The 22,433-nt window shown below is 43.9% G+C and carries 23 protein-coding genes; 20 read left to right on the plus strand and 3 right to left on the minus strand.

The features are described from left to right. Positions 1–102 precede the first annotated feature (102 nt). The 9 genes from pilM (at position 103) to M0C34_RS02450 (ending at position 9,047) form a co-directional block, all read left to right on the plus strand. On the plus strand, positions 103–1,179 hold the full coding sequence (pilM, locus tag M0C34_RS02410; RefSeq protein WP_248714068.1) for a type IV pilus assembly protein PilM: 1,077 nt from the start codon (positions 103–105) through the stop codon (positions 1,177–1,179). Next, on the plus strand, positions 1,172–1,747 hold the full coding sequence (locus M0C34_RS02415) for a PilN domain-containing protein (protein ID WP_248714069.1): 576 nt from the start codon (positions 1,172–1,174) through the stop codon (positions 1,745–1,747). The genes pilM and M0C34_RS02415 overlap by 8 nt, the downstream gene beginning before the upstream one ends. Continuing rightward, complete coding sequence (locus tag M0C34_RS02420) at positions 1,747–2,349, plus strand: type IV pilus inner membrane component PilO (RefSeq protein ID WP_248714070.1); 603 nt, start codon at positions 1,747–1,749, stop codon at positions 2,347–2,349. The genes M0C34_RS02415 and M0C34_RS02420 overlap by 1 nt, the downstream gene beginning before the upstream one ends. Continuing rightward, entirely contained in the window at positions 2,346–2,873 is a 528-nt protein-coding gene (locus M0C34_RS02425; RefSeq protein WP_248714071.1) for a pilus assembly protein PilP, read from the plus strand. Before M0C34_RS02420 ends, M0C34_RS02425 begins: the two co-directional genes overlap by 4 nt. A 10-nt stretch (positions 2,874–2,883) precedes the next feature. Beyond that, positions 2,884–4,956, plus strand: coding sequence for a type IV pilus secretin PilQ (locus M0C34_RS02430; protein ID WP_248714072.1), 2,073 nt, complete (start codon positions 2,884–2,886; stop codon positions 4,954–4,956). Positions 4,957–5,132: 176 nt separating this feature from the next. Next, positions 5,133–5,648: a shikimate kinase AroK gene (gene aroK / locus M0C34_RS02435; RefSeq protein WP_248714073.1), complete on the plus strand. Its 516-nt coding sequence runs from the start codon at positions 5,133–5,135 to the stop codon at positions 5,646–5,648. A gap of 7 nt (positions 5,649–5,655) precedes the next feature. Further along, entirely contained in the window at positions 5,656–6,732 is a 1,077-nt protein-coding gene (aroB, locus tag M0C34_RS02440) for a 3-dehydroquinate synthase (protein WP_248714074.1), read from the plus strand. Positions 6,733–6,742: 10 nt separating this feature from the next. Continuing rightward, positions 6,743–8,230 carry an AAA family ATPase gene (locus M0C34_RS02445; RefSeq protein ID WP_248714075.1) on the plus strand — a complete coding sequence of 496 codons (1,488 nt, stop codon included), beginning with the start codon at positions 6,743–6,745 and terminating at the stop codon, positions 8,228–8,230. A gap of 1 nt (position 8,231) precedes the next feature. Beyond that, positions 8,232–9,047: a Dam family site-specific DNA-(adenine-N6)-methyltransferase gene (locus tag M0C34_RS02450; RefSeq protein WP_248714076.1), complete on the plus strand. Its 816-nt coding sequence runs from the start codon at positions 8,232–8,234 to the stop codon at positions 9,045–9,047. 202 nt (positions 9,048–9,249) lie between these two features. Here M0C34_RS02450 and M0C34_RS02455 read toward each other — a convergent pair whose 3' ends face one another. Then, entirely contained in the window at positions 9,250–9,432 is a 183-nt protein-coding gene (locus M0C34_RS02455) for a DUF2970 domain-containing protein (protein ID WP_248714077.1), read from the minus strand. Positions 9,433–9,551: 119 nt separating this feature from the next. On the opposite strand from M0C34_RS02455, the gene rpe reads away from it, so the two are divergent. The 10 genes from rpe to M0C34_RS02505 all read left to right on the plus strand — a co-directional run bounded on the left by rpe (position 9,552) and on the right by M0C34_RS02505 (position 20,239). Continuing rightward, on the plus strand, positions 9,552–10,229 hold the full coding sequence (gene rpe, locus M0C34_RS02460) for a ribulose-phosphate 3-epimerase (RefSeq protein ID WP_248714078.1): 678 nt from the start codon (positions 9,552–9,554) through the stop codon (positions 10,227–10,229). Positions 10,230–10,240: 11 nt separating this feature from the next. Next, entirely contained in the window at positions 10,241–10,936 is a 696-nt protein-coding gene (locus M0C34_RS02465; protein ID WP_248714079.1) for a phosphoglycolate phosphatase, read from the plus strand. Positions 10,937–10,964: 28 nt separating this feature from the next. After that, entirely contained in the window at positions 10,965–11,969 is a 1,005-nt protein-coding gene (gene trpS, locus M0C34_RS02470; protein WP_248714080.1) for a tryptophan--tRNA ligase, read from the plus strand. Positions 11,970–12,214: 245 nt separating this feature from the next. Continuing rightward, positions 12,215–13,435, plus strand: a complete 1,221-nt coding sequence (locus tag M0C34_RS02475) for a glycoside hydrolase family 88 protein (protein WP_248714081.1) — start codon at positions 12,215–12,217, stop codon at positions 13,433–13,435. A gap of 245 nt (positions 13,436–13,680) precedes the next feature. Further along, the gene (locus M0C34_RS02480) at positions 13,681–14,583 is read left to right on the plus strand and encodes a cation efflux transmembrane domain-containing protein (protein ID WP_248714082.1); all 903 of its coding nucleotides are present in this window, start codon (positions 13,681–13,683) and stop codon (positions 14,581–14,583) included. Positions 14,584–14,690: 107 nt separating this feature from the next. After that, entirely contained in the window at positions 14,691–15,275 is a 585-nt protein-coding gene (locus tag M0C34_RS02485; protein WP_248714083.1) for an anthranilate synthase component II, read from the plus strand. Positions 15,276–15,565: 290 nt separating this feature from the next. Further along, entirely contained in the window at positions 15,566–16,777 is a 1,212-nt protein-coding gene (locus M0C34_RS02490; protein WP_248714084.1) for an aspartate aminotransferase family protein, read from the plus strand. A 114-nt stretch (positions 16,778–16,891) separates the two neighbouring features. Further along, positions 16,892–17,923, plus strand: a complete 1,032-nt coding sequence (gene astA, locus M0C34_RS02495; RefSeq protein WP_248714085.1) for an arginine N-succinyltransferase — start codon at positions 16,892–16,894, stop codon at positions 17,921–17,923. Between the two features lie 41 nt (positions 17,924–17,964). After that, positions 17,965–19,434: a succinylglutamate-semialdehyde dehydrogenase gene (astD, locus tag M0C34_RS02500; RefSeq protein WP_248714086.1), complete on the plus strand. Its 1,470-nt coding sequence runs from the start codon at positions 17,965–17,967 to the stop codon at positions 19,432–19,434. A gap of 10 nt (positions 19,435–19,444) precedes the next feature. Next, positions 19,445–20,239 (plus strand): DUF1338 domain-containing protein, encoded by a 795-nt coding sequence (locus M0C34_RS02505; RefSeq protein WP_248714087.1) that lies wholly within the window; start codon positions 19,445–19,447, stop codon positions 20,237–20,239. A 60-nt stretch (positions 20,240–20,299) separates the two neighbouring features. Here the strand turns inward: M0C34_RS02505 and crp are convergent, their stop codons facing one another. Beyond that, entirely contained in the window at positions 20,300–20,938 is a 639-nt protein-coding gene (gene crp, locus M0C34_RS02510; protein ID WP_016403770.1) for a cAMP-activated global transcriptional regulator CRP, read from the minus strand. Between the two features lie 212 nt (positions 20,939–21,150). Between crp and M0C34_RS02515 the strand changes: the two genes are divergently transcribed. After that, positions 21,151–21,558: an OsmC family protein gene (locus M0C34_RS02515; RefSeq protein WP_248714088.1), complete on the plus strand. Its 408-nt coding sequence runs from the start codon at positions 21,151–21,153 to the stop codon at positions 21,556–21,558. Here the strand turns inward: M0C34_RS02515 and M0C34_RS02520 are convergent. Next, complete coding sequence (locus tag M0C34_RS02520) at positions 21,555–22,424, minus strand: phosphoribulokinase (RefSeq protein ID WP_248714089.1); 870 nt, start codon at positions 22,422–22,424, stop codon at positions 21,555–21,557. The genes M0C34_RS02515 and M0C34_RS02520 overlap by 4 nt on opposite strands. Between the last annotated feature and the right edge of the window lie 9 nt (positions 22,425–22,433).

Below are 22,433 nucleotides of genomic sequence, written 5' to 3' on the forward strand. Positions count from 1 at the left end.
CTGTTTCGACAACTTTCTTAAGAACTATTGGCGCGAGCATCAATAACTGGGTATTCTGGAAAAATAGGTAACTGTTTAATTTCAAAAGATAGTTGGCGAGTGATGGTACTAGGGATAGGTAAGAAATCATCGGCTGCGCTGTTAGGAATTGACTTTGGATCTGCAACCATTAAAGGGCTATTACTTTCAAAATCCTCCAAAGGATTTAAAGTTGAGTCGGTTGCCGAAGTTGATACCCCTGCAGGCGCACTAGTCGATAACCAAGTTGTTTCTCCAGAAGAAATTACTGAAGCGTTGCGTGAATTGAAAAGGAAACTTCCTTCACGAAATCGTCAGGTAGCTACCGCCGTTGCGGGTAGCCATGTAATTACCAAGGTAATTTACATGGATAGTAGCTTGTCTGAATTGGAGTTAGAGACTCAAGTAGAGCTTGAAGCTGAAAACTCCATTCCGTTTCCCATCGACGAAATCAGCCTTGATTTCGAAGTTTTGGGCATCAATGAAAGCGAACCTAATCGGAATAACGTGTTGCTTAGTGCTGCACGTACCGAAGCGGTGAGTATTCGTGCGGAAGTTTTAGCGAATGCCGATTTTGAAGCAAAGGTTGTGGATGTAGAATCCCACGCCTTAGGAAGAGCGTGGAATTATTTGCTCAATCAACGCGATGAAGAGTTTGATGAAAGCAAAATCATTGGCTTAGTTGACATTGGTGAAACCACGCTTAATTTTGCCATTCTCGATAAAGGTGAAGTGGTATATAACCGTGCACAAAACTTTGGTGGAGCACAATACACTCAGCAGATAGCCAGTTTCTATAGCTTAAGTTTAGATGAAGCTAAAGAAATGAAGGTAAGTGGCCGCTTACCTGAAAACTACGAGATTGACGTGTTTGCACAATTTGTCAGTGGTGTGATTCAAAACGTTCGCCGCCAAGTTTCATTGTTCTTAAGCTCAAGTGGTTATAAGTCTTTAGACGCGGTTGCTGTGAGTGGAGGCAGTGCCTTGTCTGACGAGTTAGTCCGTCAGATGCAAAATGATCTAGAAATGCCAGTCATTAAAGCAGAGCCTTTTGATGACTGTCAGTTTGACCGGTCTGTGGACCGTGACAAGCTACGTCAACAAGGCGGCAAGTACATGGTGGCTTTAGGTTTAGCCCTAAGGAGTTTTGATAATGTCTAACATTAACTTACTCCCTTGGAGAGACGCCCTAAAAGCAAAACAACAGCGTGACTTTTGGATTGCCTTTGGTGTTGCTGTTTTGGTCACCGTGGTGGCACTGCTTGGTGTGCAAAACTTCTATACTGGCTTGCAAGACAGCCAACATGCTCGAAATCAATTTTTAGAAAAAGAAATTGCCATTTTGGATCACCAGATAGGCGAAATCCGAAAAATTAAAGAACAAAAGAAAAGCCTCAAAGAGCGGATTGCACTGATTCAAACCTTGCAAGAAAGTCGCAACATCCCCACTAAAATCTTTAACGATTTACCCTTGATATCTCCAACCGGGGTATATCTGGATAGCTTGGTCTTTAAAGATGCTGCGATTAGCTTGGATGGTAAGAGTGAAGCCAATTATCGCGTGGCAAGCTTGATGAGAAATATCGAACGAAAAGTATGGTTGGGAAGCCCTAGCATTAGTTCAATCGTGGCGCTACCAAGTGCCGATGTTGATTTGGAACTGAGCAAATTCCAGCTTAAATTTGGTGTTAAATTGGGTCTCCAAAATGAAGACAAGGAGGTCGAATAATGTCATTAGCAAATATACAGCTCGACGAACTTACCCTTGAAACCATAGGTACTTGGCCTAAAATCGCAAAAACAATTTTTGTGGTCGTAGTCTGTGCACTGATATCTGTGGGGTATTACTATCAAATAATCTCGGATGAGCAAACGAAACTAACCACGTTGGAAGCGAAGGAGCAAGATCTTCGTGCTAAGTTTGAAGTTAAGGCGGCATTGGCGGGGAACCTACCGGCTTACCAAGAACAAATTGAACAAATGCGCGAAGCGTTTTCTTCTTTGTTGAAACAGTTGCCTGAAAAGCATGAAATTCCAGGACTGCTGGATGAGTTAACATTCATTGGCATTGATAATGGTTTGGTATTTCGTCGAATTAATTGGGAACCCGAAGTTGAGCATGAGTTTTCAATTGAATTGCCTATCAAGCTTGAAGTGACAGGGGAATATCATCAATTAGGTGCTTTTGTTAGTGCCGTTGCCGCTTTGCCAAGAATTGTGATTTTAGATAACATTTCTATGAAAAAACAAGGTGATGGCGCTTCTCTTAGTATGGCGATGTTAGCGAAAACATACCGTTATAAAGAAAAAGCGGAGCCAGAGGGGAAATGATGAAAGCATTAGCAATTGGATTGACCCTGCTTGCATTGGTTGGCTGTGAAGGCTCAAAAGATGATTTGCAGCAATACGTGATGCAGGTAAAAGCGCGTAAAGTTCCTGTTAAGGAAGATGTTCCAGAGATTACACCTTTCGAACACTTAGCTTATCAAGCAAGTGAACGTCGTAATCCGTTCATTAGCCCAGTGCCCGAAGCGGCCACTGTCGCTACGGAAAGCGAAAAAGAGTGTACTCTCGCCCCAGATGGCGCCCGCGATAAACAGCCTCTAGAGCAATACTCTTTGTCTAGCTTAACGATGCGTGGCATTTTGGGCGACGGGCCAAGTTTGTGGGCGTTAATTGAAGCCCCCGGTGGCGAGCTTTATCGAGTTAAAGAAGGTTATTACTTAGGCTTACATCACGGAACCATCGTGAAAGTAAGCGCACTAGGTTTAGATATTAAAGAAGTCGTTTCTGATGGCGAAGGCTGTTGGATCGAAAGGACTACTCAGCTTTCGCTTACGAAAGTTGAACAATAGGGAAAATGGCATGAAGGGAAAGATGCTGCAAGGAGTATACAAAAGCGGCTTGTTGGTGGCTGGTGTGTTTTGTTGCATAACACAGGCATGGGCAAACGCTCAATTAATTCAATTGAATACTAATCCTATGGTAAAGGGTGCAGTTGAGATTGAGTTGTTGTTTGATTCTCCAATCGAAAACGTAATGGACCACTTAGAGTATTCACCTAATCAGTTAGTGATTGATGTTGCGAATGCAAGTTCAGCGCTAAAAATTAACCCTCTACCGATTGAAAGTGGTGGCGTTAAGCAGGTGCAAAGCCTTCAAACTGAGTCTGGTCTGCAATTAGTATTAGGTTTAGAACGCCTAGTTCCTTATCAGGTTAGTAAAGAAGCGCAACGGGTATTGATTAAACTGGGCGCATTGCCAGTGGCTGCTGCGGCTGCCGACTCATCAGTTGATGATGCATTTGAAAGCGCTAGCCGAGTAGAACATGCCACTATCAATACTATTGAAGCGATAGATTTTCGTCGTGGTAAAGGCGGTTCAGGCCAAGTGATGATTGACTTGAACAATAGCTCTATCGCCGCTGATATCAAGCGTCGCGATAATAGCTTGCTGATAGACTTTTATAATACGGATATTGCAGAAGAAAATGTTTATGTCATGGACGTAAACGACTTTGCAACGCCAGTTGAAAGTGTCGAAGTGTTCAAACACGCCTCTAAGGTGCAATTGAAAATAGCTATCGAAGGTGACTTTGACTATCGCTACGATCAGTCAGGCGAACTATTCATGGTTGAAGTTAAACCCATGCTTGCTGAAGAAAGTGCCAAAGTAGAATATCAAGGTAAGCCGATATCGCTTAACTTTCAGGATATTCCTGTTAGAACGGTACTGCAGTTGATAGCCGATTTTAACAAGCTTAATTTGGTGACTACCGATTCTGTTCGCGGCAATATTACACTGCGTATGGATGATGTGCCTTGGGAGCAAGCATTAGACATTATTCTAAAAGTTAAAGGTTTAGATAAACGTTTCGACAATAATGTATTGCTGATTGCGCCTGCTTCTGAGCTGGCTGAGCAAGAGCGTCAACAACTAGAAAGTGCTCAGCAGGTCGCCGACTTGGCACCACTTTACTCAGAGTATATTCAAGTTAATTATGCCAAAGCTGCCGATTTATCCGCTTTACTTAAAAATGAGCAGGCATCAATGCTATCTGAGCGTGGTTCAGTGGCGGTTGATGATCGGACTAATACACTGCTGATTAAAGATACCGAAGAATCGCTAGCTAACATTAAGGCGATGGTAGAACGGCTTGATATTGCCGTTAAGCAAGTGGTGATTGAAGCGCGTATGGTGACAGTAACCGACGATGTCAGTGAAGAGCTTGGTATTCGTTGGGGAGTGACAAACTCTGGCTCTGTAGGTAGCAGTACCGGTATTACATCTGGGACGCTAGAAGGCGCCGACAGTGTGCTTGGCGGAGCTATCCCTGACCTAGATGACCGCTTAAATGTTAACTTACCGGTAGCCGATCCTGCGGGTTCAATAGCATTTCAGGTGGCTAAGCTAGCCAACGGTCAAATCTTGGACCTTGAGTTATCCGCACTCGAACAAGAAAATAAAGGTGAGGTGATCGCTAGCCCGCGTATTACAACGGCTAACCAGAAAGCGGCTTATATTGAGCAAGGTCGTGAAATTCCTTATGTAGAAAGTGCCTCAAGCGGTGCCACCTCAGTCACCTTCAAAAAAGCGGTACTGAGCTTGCGAGTTACCCCGCAGATCACGCCAGATGGTAATGTGATTCTTGATTTAGTGATAACTCAAGACTCAGAAGGTGAAGCGGTGCTGACTCCTACTGGTCCGGCTGTTGCGATTAACAAGCAAGAAATCGGTACTCAAGTGTTAGTTAAGAATGGTGAAACGGTTGTACTTGGCGGTATTTATCAACAACAAAATATCGACCGAGTCAAAAAGGTTCCTATCTTAGGTGACATACCTGGTTTAGGTTACTTTTTCCGAACAACCTCTGAAAGTGTTACAAAGAACGAACTACTAATATTTGTTACCCCTCGAATCTTGCTCGACGGGCTGTAAATTAGGCCTTTATTGCTCCCAAATAGAGACAATCTATTTTGGGAGCAATTTTGCAGTTGCCAAAGTCCCCTTCATACTGAGATAATCCCGCCCTGATCTTTTTAGTAAGGTTGGTACAATAGGTGCCCGCATCGCGGGGAGAAAATAGACCAAGACAAAGACAAATTTGAAAAAGCATGGCTGAGAAACGAAATATCTTCCTAGTAGGACCAATGGGTGCTGGGAAAAGCACAATTGGGCGTCATTTAGCACAGCAGTTACATTTGCAATTTTACGATACAGACCAAGAAATAGAGCGCCGTACTGGTGCGGATATCGCTTGGGTTTTTGACGTAGAAGGCGAAGCTGGTTTCCGAGTACGCGAAGAAGGAGTAATTGATGATCTTTCACTACTTCAAGGTATCGTACTTGCGACAGGCGGTGGCTCTGTAATTAGCAAAGAAAACCGCAATCATCTTTCTGCACGCGGCATCGTAGTTTATTTAGAAACAACGATTGATAAGCAATTTGCGAGAACACAGCGTGACAAACGTCGTCCGTTGCTGCAAACAGATGAGCCAAGAGACGTATTAGAAAATCTCGCTGAAGAGCGTAACCCAATGTACGCGGATGTTGCCGATTACACTGTGAAAACAGATGATCAAAGCGCTAAAGCAGTTGCTAATCAAATCATAGAGTTATTAGGATTCTAAACTAACAATGGAACGTTTGACCGTTGCTCTAGATGAGCGTAGTTACCCGATTACAATCGGCAACGATTTACTAAATCATTCCGATTTATTTGCGTCTGCTATTACCAGTAACAAGGTAATGGTAGTTACAAATACTACGGTGGCCGAGCTCTACTTAGAACAGCTGTTGAGCTGTTTGCATGACTATCAGGTCGACGTTGTTAGCTTGCCTGATGGTGAGCAATACAAGAATTTGGATACTCTGAATCAAATATTTTCTGAGCTACTGGCCAAGCAACATAGTAGAGATACAACAATTGTGGCTTTGGGGGGAGGCGTTATCGGTGATATGGCTGGCTTCGCAGCAGCATGTTATCAGCGAGCTGTACCATTTGTGCAGGTGCCAACGACCCTTTTGTCCCAGGTAGATTCATCTGTAGGTGGCAAAACAGCGGTTAATCATCCCCTAGGCAAAAACATGATTGGTGCTTTCTATCAACCTAAAGCGGTTGTCATTGACATCAACTGCCTAGCTACCTTGGATAAACGGGAATTGGCTGCAGGTATGGCTGAAGTGATCAAATACGGCATCATTTATGATGCAGATTTTTTCAGCTGGCTTGAAACTCACCTTGATGGCTTAATGGCTCTTGAGCCAAGTTTGATGATTAAAGCGATTGCTCGTTGTTGTGAGATTAAAGCTGAAGTGGTCGCTAAAGATGAAACAGAACAAGGGATCCGTGCCTTATTAAACTTAGGCCACACCTTTGGACATGCCATCGAAGCTGAGCAAGGTTACGGCGTTTGGCTACATGGCGAAGCTGTTGGCGCTGGTATGGTTATGGCTGCTGAAACCGCCGAATTAGCCGGAATGATTGACCAGCAACAAGTGGCTAGAATACGTGCTTTGATTGAACGGACAGGGCTACCAATTACTCCACCTAAAGACATGGGTTTTGAGCAGTTCATTCCACATATGATGCGTGACAAGAAAGTATTAGCAGGAAAATTGCGTTTAGTTTTACCTAGCTCTATTGGTACAGCAGAAGTAGTTGATTCAATTACTGAAAGTGATATAAAAACAGTTATTAGTCGATTTCAATAAGGCATTTTGAATGGTGGAAGTGCGGCGTGATGCCGAGTTTGCCCAGTTGCAAAGTCAACTAAGCTTGCGCGAGAGACTGATCACCCAAATACGCTTTAGTGCAAAATTTATTTGTGTTACTGGCATGGCAGGTTCTGGTAAGTCTTCATTGGCCAGCTCGGTACTTGAACGTGCAGATTTCGCCAATCATGCGTTTGTGCGTATGCCTGCCGACGGTAATGGTGGGCAGTTACGCCGTGATTTACTTCAGCAGTTAATCAAAGACCCCTTATTTAATCAAAATGATCCCTTGTTTGATAGTTTTCAGCGAAACGTCAAAGAAACCAATAGCCCATTAGTGATTGTAATTGATGAAGCTCATCTTCTGCCGGTAGATGTGTTAACTGAGTTATTTGAGTTCTTTCATCATTACAACCAGCTTTATCAACACCCCTTGTCGATATTGTTGTTTGCTCAAGCTAGAAGCGATTTCGAGGCCCAACTAGCGACCTTTGACAGTAATATTGTTAGTTTTGATATCTCGCCATTAAGTGAGAATGAATCATTTGAATTAGCCTCGCTGTTGTTTAACCGGGCTGAGTATGTCGCTGGTTTTGAGAATCAGTCAGCGATAGAAAAACACATTGCCTCTGCCAAAGGCAATCCTCGTCTTATTTATCAGTTTGTCGATCAAATCGTTACCGGAGATATCCCAATGTCGGAAGAAACCGCTCCAAATCGAAATAAACTTTATATTGTTATCGCCGTTATTCTGTGTGCCGCAGTCGCTGGCTTGTTAGTACAGCTGATTAATGATTGGGGAAAAAGTAGCGATACCAATGATAGTCGGATTGCGTTAGCTTTGTTAGAAGAGCCTGAGCTAGCCAAGGGCTCAATGTCAGAACAAACAATCGCAGCGGATAGTGAGCTGAGTGACGCTGAAAAGGCGTCGATGCGTCAGGCAGACGACGCGGAGTTACCCTCAATGGAATTGGCCGACGAGCTAAAATTAGCGTCTCAAGAAAGTAGCGACGGCTTGCGCGTCGTGGTTGAAGATGAGGTGGTGAATAAACTACTGGCTGACCAAAGTAAGGCAACAAGCACAGCCGAAAAGGCGATTGAAATTAGCGATAGCGGTAACTTGTTGGCAGAGGAAACGGTTGACAGTGAGCCGGCAGCTCTTAGTGAAGACAGTGCCGAAATAGCTAACTCAGATGTATCCATTAAGGTAACTGATGTAAAAAGCTTACTTGAAGCCAAGCCGAGTCAACATTATACCCTGCAATTAATGGCCCTGAATAATCGAGAGAAAGCGCATAAATTCGTTTCAGAGCGCCAGTGGAGTCATCAAGTTTGGGTTTACCGCTCTAGTGCTAACCCTAATGTGCCTTACAAAATTATTTACGGCGATTTTGCTACTCGCGAACAAGCCCAAACCGCTCGAAATAGTTTAAAGCAGCAAAATCTAGATTCTTTGATTAAGCAATTTAAACAGGTTCAGTTTGAATTAACTCAATAACATGAAAAAAACGAGAGCTTTTTTAAAGTGGGCTGGCGGCAAATACGGTCTGATCGAAGACATTCAGCAACAGTTACCCGAGGGCGATATATTAATCGAGCCTTTTGTTGGGGCTGCGTCTGTATTTCTCAATACTAACTACTCCAGCTATGTGTTGAGTGATATCAACCCCGATTTGATCAACATGTATAAACTGCTGCAAACTCAGCCTCAGTCATTTATTGACGATGCTAAAAAGCTGTTTATTCCAGCTACCAATCAAAGTGAATATTACTATTCAATCAGAACACAGTTCAATGCGTCTAGTGACCCCTATCAGCGCTCATTAATGTTTCTTTATATGAATCGTCATGGGTATAACGGATTGTGTAGATATAATCGTAGTGGTGGGTTCAACGTGCCATTTGGCTCCTACAAACGCCCTTATTTCCCTGAGCATGAATTAGAGTTTTTTGCCGAAAAAGCGCAATACGCAGAGTTTCGTTGTTGCAGTTATGTCGACACCTTCGCTGCAGTAAAAGCTGGAGATATTGTTTATTGCGATCCTCCTTATGCACCACTGAGCCCGACTGCCAGTTTTACTAATTATGCGAGCAAAGGGTTTAATCGTTGTGATCAAGAGCGTTTGGGAGAATTAGCCTTACAAGCACAGCAGCGAGGTGCCTCAGTGCTAATCAGTAATCATGATTTACCACTGACAAGAGACATTTATCAACACAGTGTATTAAGTCAGCTCAGTGTTCGCCGTACCATTAGCCGCAAAGGCCACCAGCGAATGAAAGTTGCAGAGTTGCTGGCTTACTATCAGGCAAACTAACTGCGCAGCGTCTTTAACGCCAGATAATTGCTGCTTTGCTTAACTCGCTTCAACGAATAATTAGTGCGTTGCCAGAACGGCAACTTGGTTCACATCACCAACATAGATCAGCATTTCACACGTGATTTGCCATAATAAGTCTCTAAAAGCTTAGCACTGAGGCTTACTGCGGTTTACCTTTGTTATTGGTGGCATTAGTTAACTAAGTAATCACTTTTACGAGTGCAATAATACTAAGCACAAAAACTATCACCATCACGATACCCAACAGGATAAATTTCCAGGCTTTACCATGGGTAAAGTCGTGTTGACGTTGTTTATCCGACTGAACTCCCAGCAAAGCCCCAAGCACACTTTTTAACAAAGAGCGGGTATTTCCAGCCATATTTTTCTCCTCGATAATCACGTAATTAAGCATGCCACAAAAACAATCTTTGTACAGAGATTGGATCATAGCGAAAGCTGCGCTAAAATTGCGCACTTTCAATCCCAATGGTTAACCCAATGAGCAAACCTTTTTTAATTGCCCCTTCCATCTTAGCTGCCGATTTTGCCCGTTTGGGTGAAGAAGTTGAAAACGTATTGGCTGCTGGTGCCGATGTGGTTCATTTTGACGTGATGGATAATCACTATGTACCCAATTTAACCTTTGGTCCTACGGTATGTCAGGCGCTACGTAATTACGGTATTGAAGCACCTATCGATGTACATCTAATGGTGAAGCCAGTAGATGCTATTATTCCTGAATTTGCCAAAGCGGGTGCCACCATGATTACATTTCATGCTGAAGCCTCAGAGCATATTGACCGAAGTCTGCAGTTGATTAAAGAGCACGGCTGTCAAGCTGGCTTGGTGCTCAATCCGGCCACACCGATCCATTGTCTAGACTACGTCATGGATAAACTAGACATGATTTTATTAATGTCGGTTAACCCTGGCTTCGGTGGCCAGAAGTTTATTCCTAACACCTTAGACAAATTGCGTGCAGTACGTAAAAAAATAGATGAGAGTGGCTACGATATTCGCTTGGAAATTGACGGTGGTGTCACTCCTGATAATATTGCCGACATTGCGGCGGCTGGTGCTGATATGTTTGTTGCCGGCTCTGCTATTTTCAGTAAGCCTGATTACAAAGCCGTCATCGACCAGATGCGCGCTGAGTTAGCCACTGTTTCAAAATAGACTGAGAGCTAATGAGTCAATTAAAGCAAATTAAGTTAATCGCCTTTGATCTAGATGGCACTCTGGTAGATAGTGCTCCCGATCTCGCTATTGCTATCAACGCAATGTTAGTCGATATGGGTCATAGTGAATTTACCGAGGATACCATTCGTCATTGGGTGGGTAATGGTGCCGAAGTACTCATTAAGCGTGCATTGTCAGGTTCGTCGACCATCGCTAGTGATTTAGACGAAGCCTTATACCTGCAAGCCAAGCCATTATTTGTTAAACACTACGCTGAAAAGCTATGTGTAGCGAGCAAGCTCTACGCTGGTGTCGCGGCCAGTTTAGCCGAGTTGGCTAAACTCAATATTGAAATGGCGATAGTGACTAATAAGCCGGGTTTATTTACTCAGCCTTTGTTGGAGCAACTTAATTTGGCTCAATATTTTAGCGTGGTATTGTCTGGCGATAGCTTACCCCGTAAGAAGCCTGATCCTCTGCCATTGCAGCATCTCGTTGAACACTACCAACTTAATATTGAGCAACTACTGATGGTGGGTGACTCAAAAAACGATATTCAAGCTGCAAAAGCAGCCGGTTGTCGTTCGCTGGGCTTGACCTACGGGTATAACTACGGTGAAGATATCGCTCTTAGTGGCCCCGATTTTGTGGCTGATAGCCTAGTAAGTTTGGTTGAGTTGTTTAACGGCTCGGTAGTGGCTTAAGCCCGTATATTATTTTTATAGGAAGAACATGAGTAAACCGATTGTATTAAGTGGCATTCAGCCTTCAGGTTCATTAACCATTGGTAACTATGTTGGGGCAATAAACCAATGGATTGGTATGCAAGATGACTATGACTGTTATTTTATGCTGGTTGATTTGCATGCTATTACCGTACGTCAACAGCCCGATGCATTTAAAAAACAGGTTTTAGATGGTTTAGCGACCTACCTTGCGTGCGGATTAGACCCTGATAAAAGTACCATTTTTATTCAATCGCAAGTACCTGAGCACGCACAGCTTGCTTGGGTGCTAAATTGTTATACGCAAATGGGTGAGTTAAATAGGATGACTCAATTTAAAGACAAGTCTGCCACCCATGCTAATAATATCAATGCTGGTTTATTTACTTACCCTGCGTTAATGGCCGCCGATATTTTGTTGTATCAGGCAAATGCTGTACCGGTAGGTGATGATCAAAAGCAACACCTCGAACTAACTCGTGATGTAGCCAATCGCTTTAATGCTTTATATGGCGATGTCTTCGCTGTTCCTGAGCCCTATATTCCAGAGTTTGGTGCGCGGGTTATGTCGCTGCAAGAGCCCACGAAGAAGATGTCTAAATCTGATGACAACCCAAAATCTTTTATTTTGCTCAATGATACACCTAAGCAAATAGCTAAAAAGATTAAGGCTTCTGTAACCGACTCAGATGAACAAGCACGTATTTATTTTGATCGCCACGAAAAGCCCGGCGTATCTAACCTACTGACTTTGCAGTCGGTAGCGACGGGTAAGCCAATTGATGAACTCGTAGCGAGTTACGAAGGTAAAATGTACGGACACTTAAAAGTGGATACTGCTGATGCCGTCGTGGCGATGATGGAGCCTATTCAGGCTCGCTACAAGGCTTTACGAGAAGATGAAGCTGCGTTGCAAGCCGTTATGGCTAAAGGTGCGGAACGCGCCAGTGAGCAAGCCAGCAAAACGTTACGTTCGGTCTATGAAGTATTGGGTTTTATTGCTCTAAAATAGCCCTCCCAAATTGCGCTAGCTGACGGGCTTAGCTAGCGCCTTCTTCTTTCTTTTCACTTCGAACTTGACGTATTGATATACATATAGCAGCGGCTCATTTCGTTAATTGAAGCTTTATTTGTGATATATAGTCCAAGCTTTAATATTAAAATCTATTTGTATGACTTTTAGCTCACCTAAGCATAGATAATTATTTACAATCAGAAAGTTGAAATGATTAACGTGCTTATTAAAGGAGTTAATGCGTGTCTTTATTCACCATCAATCAAACAATTAAGCTAGCGATAGCTAGTACAATCATTTTATCTAGCAGCGTACTGGCCAAGGGTATTAACTATCCAGATGTGATGGCGTTGATCGAGCATAAGTCGACCAATTTAGCGATTAATGCACTAAGTGATAATAAAGAAAACTTTACTGCTTATACCGATAGTGATGGTCAATGGATTACTGAGCCTGACCGCAATTGGTGTAGTGGCTTTGTTCCCGGTATATTTTGGTACCTAAATGCCCTGACAAACGATGAGGTATGGCAACAAAGGGCCAAGTTCTGGACCGACGGAGTGAGGTCTAGGGCTTACGCCACCGACAACGATACCGGTTTTCAAATTTTTGATAGCTTTGGCCTAGGCTATACGCTTGGCGGCAATGCTACCCCTGACTATAAAAAGGTGTTAATTGGTGGTGCGAATACCATGGTTGAACAGCGGTACAACAAAAATATTGGAACATTTAGATCATGGCGACAAGGTGCTAAAAACCCCACTATTTTACCCTTTGAGGTTAACATTGATCAGCTCATGAACATGGAGTTGATTCTATGGGTAGGCCAAAATGCCGATAAACCCGATTATACTGAAATGGCAATATCTCATGCTGATAAAACTTGGGAGCACAACCTAAGAAAGAACGCCAGCACCTACCATGTGGTTGGCTATGGCCTTGACGGAAAAGTTGTTGATAAAAGAACTCACCAAGGCTGGAAAGCTGACTCAACCTGGTCAAGAGGGCAGGCATGGTCGGTGTATGCTTATGCTATGTATTATCGGTATACTGGCTTAGAGAGAATGCTTGAACGTTCGATAAAGTCTTATGAGTATTTTATCGAAGCGACTAAGTTGCAAACGCAAGATTTTATACCTTACGCTGATTTTGACGCACCTATTGATGATAAAAACCCAAGAGATAGCTCAGCGACAGCAATTGTTGCTTCAGCATTGTTAGAACTATATAAGATTACTAATGAAGAAAAGTACTTAGTTGATGCAGAGAGTATGCTTACTTCTTTAGCGACACCTGAGTTTTTAGCCATGGATCCTGAGTATCAATCAATCTTACTGAAAGGCTCTGAAAAGTGGGGCGAAGAAGAAGTCGGTACAATATTTGGAGACTACTTTTTTATAGAAGCTTTATATCGCTGGCAGCAATGGTCGCCGCGTAAGTTGCCAAGTCATTTTGGTTTATAGTGTAACGCTTTTAAATGTGTGCTTGATATTACGCAGCTAAAATTAAACCATGCGGGAATTGCCATTCATCATAGATGAATGGCAATTTTTTATGAAAGCCCTTGAGGCAGGTTTAGAATAAGAAAGCGATTCAAGTGTGTTAGAACCTGCTATCTTTCTAAGCCTCGAGAGAAGAGCACAGGGCTGCTAATATCTATCTACTTATTACAAGATTAAAGTACTTCGCCATTGCTAGGAGCATATAAATGGAACTAGAAAGCAAAACCTTGGTGTATTCAGCCATCATTGCCTTGGTATTGTCTATGTGGGGAATAAGTATGGGGGTCTATACGGAATCGGGGGCGATTATGCTCGATGGTGTATTCAACCTGCTATCTGCTGTTATGGCGTTTATAGGGATCCGTATCGCTTACCTTACTAGCCAAAACTATAATGACCGTTTCCCGCTGGGCTATTTTGCTTTTGAACCTTTAATGGTCATGGTCAAGGGGATCTCGATATTGGTGTTAGTGGCTTTTGCTTTATCGGCCAATTTGCAAACACTATTAGCTGGAGGTCGAGAACCACAGATTGGTATGATGTTGATATATGTCGTGCCAGCGGTGGCGGGGTGTTTACTGGCTTGGTACTTGTGCTTTCTGAGTAATCAGCGGCAGCCTTCAAATTTGTTGTTGGCCGAGCAGCAAGGTTGGTTAATTAACTCAGTGATTTCTGGCGCAATTGGCGTCGCGTTGCTGATAGTTATGCTGATACAAGACAGTAGTTTTGGCTGGGTGGCTCGTTATGTTGACCAAATACTGGTAATAGTTTTCTCCATCATTTTCTTAAAGGACCCTTACTTACTGGTGAGAAATGGTTTCAAGGAACTATTACTTAGTGCTCCTGATGCTGAACACACAGTGCCCTTTAAGAAAGCCTTAAGCCAGCAACCTCTGCTCGCAGGATTTAGCTTAGGGGAAGTCTTGGTTATGAAAACCGGCCGGCGTTTTTGGGTCACAATAGAGCTGGTTTGCCAACAACCGCAATTGGCCGTGGCTGATATGGTGGCGCAGCGTAAGCAGCTACGAGCTATAGCTAACCAATACTACGACAACAATTACAGCGAAATTGTATTTATTGAAGCCTGCAGAACAGGGCACACCAGCTAACCTGAATAAAGTTAAACGGTCGGATAAATGTCGCTGTGTCGGCGCTTAAAAATCAGCTAAGATAGCGACTTTCTCAGCGCCGCACTTTTGCTAGACATTAGGGCTATATGTTACTCATAATCGATAATTACGACTCATTTACTTATAACCTTTATCAGTACTTTTCTGAGCTAAATATAGAGGTTGAAGTTCGTCGTAACGATCACATTACTCTTCAACAAATCAAGCAAATGGCCCCTAGTCATTTAGTGATATCTCCTGGCCCATGCTCACCGAATGAAGCGGGCATCTCTTTAGAAGTGATTGCTGAGTTTGCTGGTAAGTTGCCTATTTTAGGTGTATGTCTGGGGCATCAGTGTATTGCGCAGCACTTTGGTGCGCAGGTGGTGCGGGCAGCACAGCCAATGCATGGCAAGGTGCGTCCTGTGTATCATCAACAACAATCGGTATTCATAGGCTTGAATAACCCAATGATGGTGACGCGTTACCACTCTTTGGTGGTACAAACTGATAGCTTACCAGATTGTTTAGAGGTCACGGCTTGGAGTCATGATAACAAGGGGGATAATCACGAAATAATGGGTTTAAAACATAAGTCTTTACCCATTCATGCGGTACAATTCCACCCTGAAAGCATCTTAACTCAGCAAGGTTTACAGCTATTAGCTAACTTTGTTGATTCTAAAATTTAGAATTATTTCCAGTATATATAGTCATTATCTAATGATTATATTGAATGAATAAGATGTGCATACTTATGCTTATGTAAATCAACTATTAGCCCTTCAGGTTATTTGCTTGGTTTTTTGCGTTAGAACTATGCACTGAATCTGCGTAAAAATGACCATATTTTATATGGCGTATTGGCCTTATGCTCAGACATCACTCTCGATATTTGCCATAATCGCCGAACTGTTTACAAACTATTAACTTTTCTGGCCTTGATTAAAGGAATGGCTAGAAGCTAAAAGGAGAACGCTACATGTCACACGCTGTTACTCGAGCGCTATTTGATGAAGTTATGGTACCTAACTATGCTCCTTCCGCAATTATTCCGGTGAAGGGAGACGGCTCACGCCTGTGGGATCAAGAAGGCAAAGAGTATATCGACTTCGCGGGTGGTATTGCCGTAAGTTGTTTAGGACATTGTCATCCTGCCCTTGTCAGAAGCCTGACCGAGCAGGGCCAAACCTTGTGGCACTTAAGTAACGTTCTTACCAACGAGCCTGCTTTACGCTTAGCCAAAAAACTAGTTGATAACACCTTTGCTGAGAAAGTGTTCTTCTGTAACTCAGGCGCTGAAGCCAACGAAGCCGCACTCAAGTTAGCGCGTCGCTTTGCCATAGAACATAGCGCAAGCGATAAAACCAAAATTGTAGCCTTCGAGCAAGGTTTCCATGGTCGCACCTTCTTCACCGTGACGGTTGGCGGCCAATCAACTTACTCTGATGGTTTTGGTCCTAAGCCTGGCGATATAGAGCACATACCTTATAACGATTTGGCTGCTCTAGAAGCGATCATTGATGATAAAACCTGTGCGGTAATGATGGAGCCGTTGCAAGGTGAGGGCGGGGTGATTAGCCCAGACTTGGCCTTTGCTCAAAAAGTGCGTGAGTTATGTGATAAACACAATGCCTTACTTATTTTTGATGAAGTGCAAACCGGAGTGGGCCGTACCGGCGAGTTATACGCTTATATGGGTTTAGGCATTACACCAGACATTGTCACCTCTGCTAAGGCGCTTGGCGGCGGTTTTCCGATTGGCGCAATGCTAACCACAACTGAGATAGCTGCATCAATGAAGGTAGGCACTCATGGTAGCACTTACGGTGGTAATCCCTTGGCTTGTGCGGTGGCAGAAACCGCTTTTGATATTGTTAATACTGCAGAAGTGCTCAGTGGCGTAAAACAGCGTGAACAGTGGTTTAGAGACGCGCTGAATGCGATTAACGACAAGTATCAGATATTTTCAGAAGTTCGTGGTAAGGGCTTGTTGTTAGGCGCTGTGCTTAACGAGCAATACCAAGGGCGAGCACGAGATTTTTTAGTGGCGGCTGCGACCGAAGGCCTAATGGTATTAGTAGCGGGGACTAACGTGATTCGCTTTACTCCTTCTTTAATTGTCCCACAAGCTGATGTTGAGTTAGGCATGCAACGTTTTGAGCAAGCCGTAGCAAGCGTCGTTAAGGCTTAGTTTCGTCGGCAGGTGTTCGCTGTAATACCTGCCAAGTAATACTTTTTTTACGATGACACTGAGTGGCTACTATTAGCTACGGTATGGTGCTACTTGATGAAAGGGAGATGTGGCATGTTAGTTATCCGTCCTATTAAGGAAGCGGACTACCCTGCTTTGTTACAAATGGCCGTTGCGTCTGGGATAGGCTTTACCTCCTTACCCGTTGATGAGCCCTTGTTGCGAGAAAAGTTAGCACATTCGATTCGTTCTTTTGCTGCTGAAGCAGATAAACCCGGTGACCAACATTATTTAATGGTGGCTGAGGATACCGAAAGCGGAGAGGTTGTCGGTACTTGTGCTATCGATGCCGCGGTTGGTATGAGTAGCCCTTTTTATACTTATCACCTAGGAAAGGTGGTTCATGCTTCACGCAGCCTTAATGTATACAACGTGGTCGAGACACTAACCCTCACGAATGACTACACTGGCGTGACTGAATTATGCACCTTGTTTTTAAACGAATCGCATCGTGAAGGTCAAAATGGCCGTTTGTTGTCTAAGTGTCGTTTCTTGTTGATGGCTGAGAATCCCGAGCGCTTTGATGAGTCCGTCATCGCCGAAATGCGCGGGGTGTCTGATGAGCAGGGGCGTTCGCCTTTTTGGCAATGGCTACAAGACAACTTCTTTAGTGTTGATTTTCCTACCGCGGATTATTTGACCGGGGTGGGCAAAAAGGAATTTATCGCAGAGCTGATGCCTAAATACCCTATCTACGTAAACCTACTCAGTAAAGACGCTCAAGCGGTAATCGGTGAAGTACATGAGAAAACCCGTCCGGCTTTGCGCTTGCTTGAGGATGAAGGTTTTTGTAAACACGGATACGTGGATATTTTTGATGCGGGTCCAACCGTAGAGTGCCCTCTAAAGTTGATAGAGAGTGTTAAACATTCTTTCAAATTAACAGTCGCTATCGGTGAGCCTAGCGCTTCAGCACAGCAAATGTTGCTGACAAATGCACGCCTAAAAGATTTTCGCGCCTGTGCTTCAGTGATCGATATTGATCTTCAGCAACATACCGCAGTGGTATCGAAAGAGACCGCTTCTGCTTTGGAAGTGACCAATGGCGCAAGTATTCGAGTAGGCGCCTTGCGTTTCGAACAATAATGCCTTGCCCTAGGGCAGCAATAATGGATGTGAGGTGGTAAATGGAACATTTAAATCAGTTTATTAATGGTCAATGGTTAGCGGGTAAAGGTACTTCTTTTAAGTCTATCGATCCCGCTAAAAACCATTGTGTTTGGCAGGGGCATGCGGCGGTGGAGAGTCAGGTTGACGCTGCAGTCAGTGCTGCTAGAGCGAGCCAGTTTGCGTGGTACATGAGTGGAGTGGAAGCCCGAGTCACCATTATTAAGCAATTCGCGGGCTTACTCGAGGAAAATAAAGAGTCTTTAGCCTTAGTTATCGCTCAAGAAACGGGTAAGCCACTGTGGGAAACGCGCACCGAAATCGCAGCTATGATTGGTAAAGTGGCTATTTCAGAGAAAGCTTATTTTGAGCGGACTGGTGAGTCGTCTGCTGAGCTACCCATTGCCACCGCTGTATTACGGCACAAGCCGCATGGCGTTGTCGCTGTATTTGGCCCATATAACTTTCCTGGGCATCTGCCTAATGGCCATATTGTACCGGCATTGATTGCTGGCAATACGGTAGTGTTAAAACCTTCGGAATTAACCCCTTATACTTCTGAAAGTATTGTTAAATTGTGGCAGCAAGCGGGTTTGCCAGAGGGCGTGCTCAATTTAGTGCAAGGCGAGGTCGATACCGGTAAAGCACTGGCTTCTCACGCTGGTATCGATGGATTGTTCTTCACCGGAAGTTCGAGTACCGGGCATGTGTTACACCAGCAGTTTGCCAGTCAGCCAGATAAAATATTGGCGCTTGAAATGGGGGGGAATAATCCTTTAGTGATTGACCAAGTCGCGGATGTTGATGCAGCGGTGCACGATATTGTGCAGTCGGCCTTTATCTCTGCCGGACAACGCTGTACCTGTGCCCGCCGATTGTTCATCCCAAATACTGAGCAAGGTGAGCAAATTTTGACCCGCTTGATCGCCGTGACTAAAGCCATCGAAGTCGGAGATTATGATGCAGAACATCAGCCGTTTATGGGGGCAATGATTAGCGCTAAAGCTGCGGCCGGTATGGTGAGTGCACAGCAAAAACTTCAAGACCTAGGCGCAACATCTCTGGTGGTATTAAGCCAATTAGAAGAGCATAAAGGTTTTGTTACACCCGGTATCATCGATATTAGTGGCGTTACGGATTTACCAGACGAAGAATATTTCGGTCCATTGTTGCAAGTGCTTCGTTACTCAGACTGGGATGAGGCTATCGCTCAGGCCAACAATACGCGCTATGGCTTGTCTGCTGGATTGTTAAGTTGTGATGAAGCCAAGTGGGAAAATTTTCGCCATCGCATTCGTGCTGGCATTGTTAACTGGAATCGTTCAATCACTGGGGCATCCAGCGCAGCGCCATTTGGTGGCGTAGGGGCTTCAGGTAACCATCGAGCTAGTGCTAAGTATGCCGCCGATTACTGTGCTTATCCAGTGGCATCAATGGAAGGGAAAGCCAGTGTAATGCCGACGGTTCTTAGCCCTGGCTTACATTTCTAAGGAGAGGGTAATGACGCTAGACTTATTTTTTGACCGTTTATGGCAGCAATACGTAGCCGTTACCCCCAGTGCCGATTCTATTCGTCAGTTACTGGGTGAGGGCGCACACATCGTTAATGACCACATAGCGGTGCGAACCTTTAACTTGGCCGGAACTGGGCTTGAAGCCTTTGCTAAGCACCTGTTAGCGATGGGTTACCGTAAAGGCGGAAGTTACCATTTTGCTAATAAACATTTAGATGCCGCCCATTATGAACATGATGACCCTAGTGTGCCCAAAGTGTTCATTAGTGAACTACAAGTTGAGAGTTTGTCTACAGCGTCGCAAGCCATTATTCAGCGCTTAGCGGCTCAAGTGAGTTTAGCGTTATACCAGCGCCCAGAGGTATTCTTTTCTGGAAGGCCTTGGCAATTAACTTATGCTGATTATCAAACCTTGCTTAAAGAGAGTGAGTACGCAGCGTGGTTAGCCGCCTATGGTTACCGTGCTAATCATTTTACTATTTCGGTCAATCAATTAGCGGGGTTTGACAGCCTACAGCAGGTGAATCGATGTTTGTTAGATGCCGGCTTTAGATTAAATACTGTGGGCGGCGAGATTAAGGGGTCAGCAGAGGTATTGCTAGAGCAGTCATCTACCATGGCAGACGAAGCAGAGGTGGTGTTTGACGATGGTAAGCAAAACATACCCAGTTGTTTCTATGAGTTTGCGCAGCGCTATCCCAAACCGGATGGCGAGCTGTACTCGGGATTTGTTGAGGCGTCTGCGGATAAAATCTTTAGCAGCACAGACAGAACATCATAGCTGTAGCATTTCTTTAGGCACAAAAAAAGCCGCTTAAGCGGCTTTTTTTACCAGCTGATACTAGCGCGTTCCGTAAACCACTATAGTTTTACCGTGTGCAGTAATCAGTTCTTGCTCTTCTAACATCTTAAGAATACGGCCTACCGTTTCACGAGAACAACCAACAATCTGGCCGATCTCTTGGCGGGTAATCTTAATTTGCATACCATCTGGATGAGTCATCGCATCTGGTTGCTTAGCTAGATTCAATAAAGTTTGTGCAATTCGACCTGTAACGTCTAAGAATGCTAAGTCACCGACTTTTTGGCTGGTGATTTGCAAACGATTAGCCATTTGGCCTGAAAGGCGCATCAAAATTTCAGGGTTAACTTGGATTAGCTGACGGAATTTCTTATAAGAAATTTCCGCTACCTCACAAGGACTTTTAGCCCTGATCCAAGCGGTACGAATTGGATTCTCAGTGTCTTCGAAAAGACCCAATTCACCCATGAAGTCGCCTTGATTCAAGTAAGACAAGATCATTTCCTTGCCTTCTTCATCTTTAATCAATACTGCGACCGAGCCTTTTACGATGTAGTAAAGAGTTTCTGCTTTTTCGCCAGCATGAATCAAAGTACTTTTTGATGGGTACTTATGTATGTGACAGTGAGAAAGAAACCACTCCATCACCGGATCAGCTTGAGGTTTGCCAATTACCATATTAAAGAAATCCTCTGTCTTTATAATTATTTATTAGCTTTATAACTAACAAATTGTATTTTATTGTAATAGTCGTCCATTCCGCCTCTAGCATAAAAGGCTTCGGACTTTGCTGCAAGGCATTTATACGCCTTTAGTATGAGGTAAATACTGGTGTTGAACCTTGACCTAGATTAAGCTGGCCGACGAAATGTTTATCAGGGGAATCTAATATGAAAGCAACAGTAAACTGGTCCAAAGAACTGCAGTTTGTCGGTAATAGTAGCTCAGGCCACCAAATTTTGATGGATGGAGACGGCGGCAAGGCTGCTGCAAGCCCAATGGAATATGTTTTAATGGCAGCTGGTGGCTGTAGTTCTGTGGATATCATTTCTATTTTAAGCAAGGCTAGGCAGCAAGTTACTGATTGTAAAGTTAATCTTGATGCTGAACGGGCTGAAGGTACACCGCGCGTATTTACTAAAATTCACCTAGAGTTTGTAGTAAGTGGTGTAGACTTAAGTGAAAAGCACGTCGCTCGTGCTGTGCAATTGAGTATGGAAAAGTACTGTTCAGTGTCTTTAATGTTAGGTAAAAGCTGTGACATAAGCCACAGCTACCGCATAGAAAATGCCAGTTAACGGATTTTACCGGTCTCTAATAACTGCTGAATCATTGGTGACAAAATCAGTTCCATAGCAAAACCCATTTTACCGCCAGGTACCACAATGGTGTTTTGTCTAGACATGTAGGCGCCATCTATCATTTGTAACAGATAGGGAAAGTCGACATTTTTTAAACCTCTAAAGCGGATCACTAACATACTCTCGTCGAGCGAAGGAATGCTCTTTGCGCTAAATGGGTTCGAGGTATCAACAGTGGGGACTCGTTGGAAGTTAATATGGGTGCGCGAAAATTGCGGAGTAATATAGTTAATATAATCATCCATAGAACGAACAATCGATTCTTGTACTGCTTCTCTAGAGTGGCCTCGTTCTGTGGTATCTCTGACTAACTTTTGAATCCACTCCAAGTTAACAATCGGTACCATGCCGATCAATAAGTCGACCTTTGAGGCTACATTTTTTTCATCGTAAACCACGCCACCATGTAAACCTTCGTAGAACAGTACCTCGGTTTCTTCGGGTAAATCTTGCCACGGTGTAAAGGTTCCTGGCATTTGATTGTAAGGAACGGCTTCATCGAAAGTATGTAAATAGCGGCGATATTGACCGGTACCGTCCTCCCCGTATTGTTTGAAAAAATCATATAACAGATTGAAGTCGTTAGCTTCCGGGCCAAAATAGCTAATGTGCTTACCATGCTCGCGAGCTTTACGAATGGCAACATCCATTTCGGGGCGTGTGTAACGGTGGAAACTGTCTCCTTCAATAAATGCTGCGTTTAGCTTGTGTTGTCGAAATAAGTGAGCGAACACTTCGCTGGTGGTTGATGTACCTGCGCCTGAAGAACCGGTAACGGCAATAACTGGATGCTTAGCTGACATAGTGGCCTT

This window comes from Agarivorans sp. TSD2052, assembly GCF_023238625.1.
In the GTDB taxonomy this organism is placed as follows: domain Bacteria; phylum Pseudomonadota; class Gammaproteobacteria; order Enterobacterales; family Celerinatantimonadaceae; genus Agarivorans.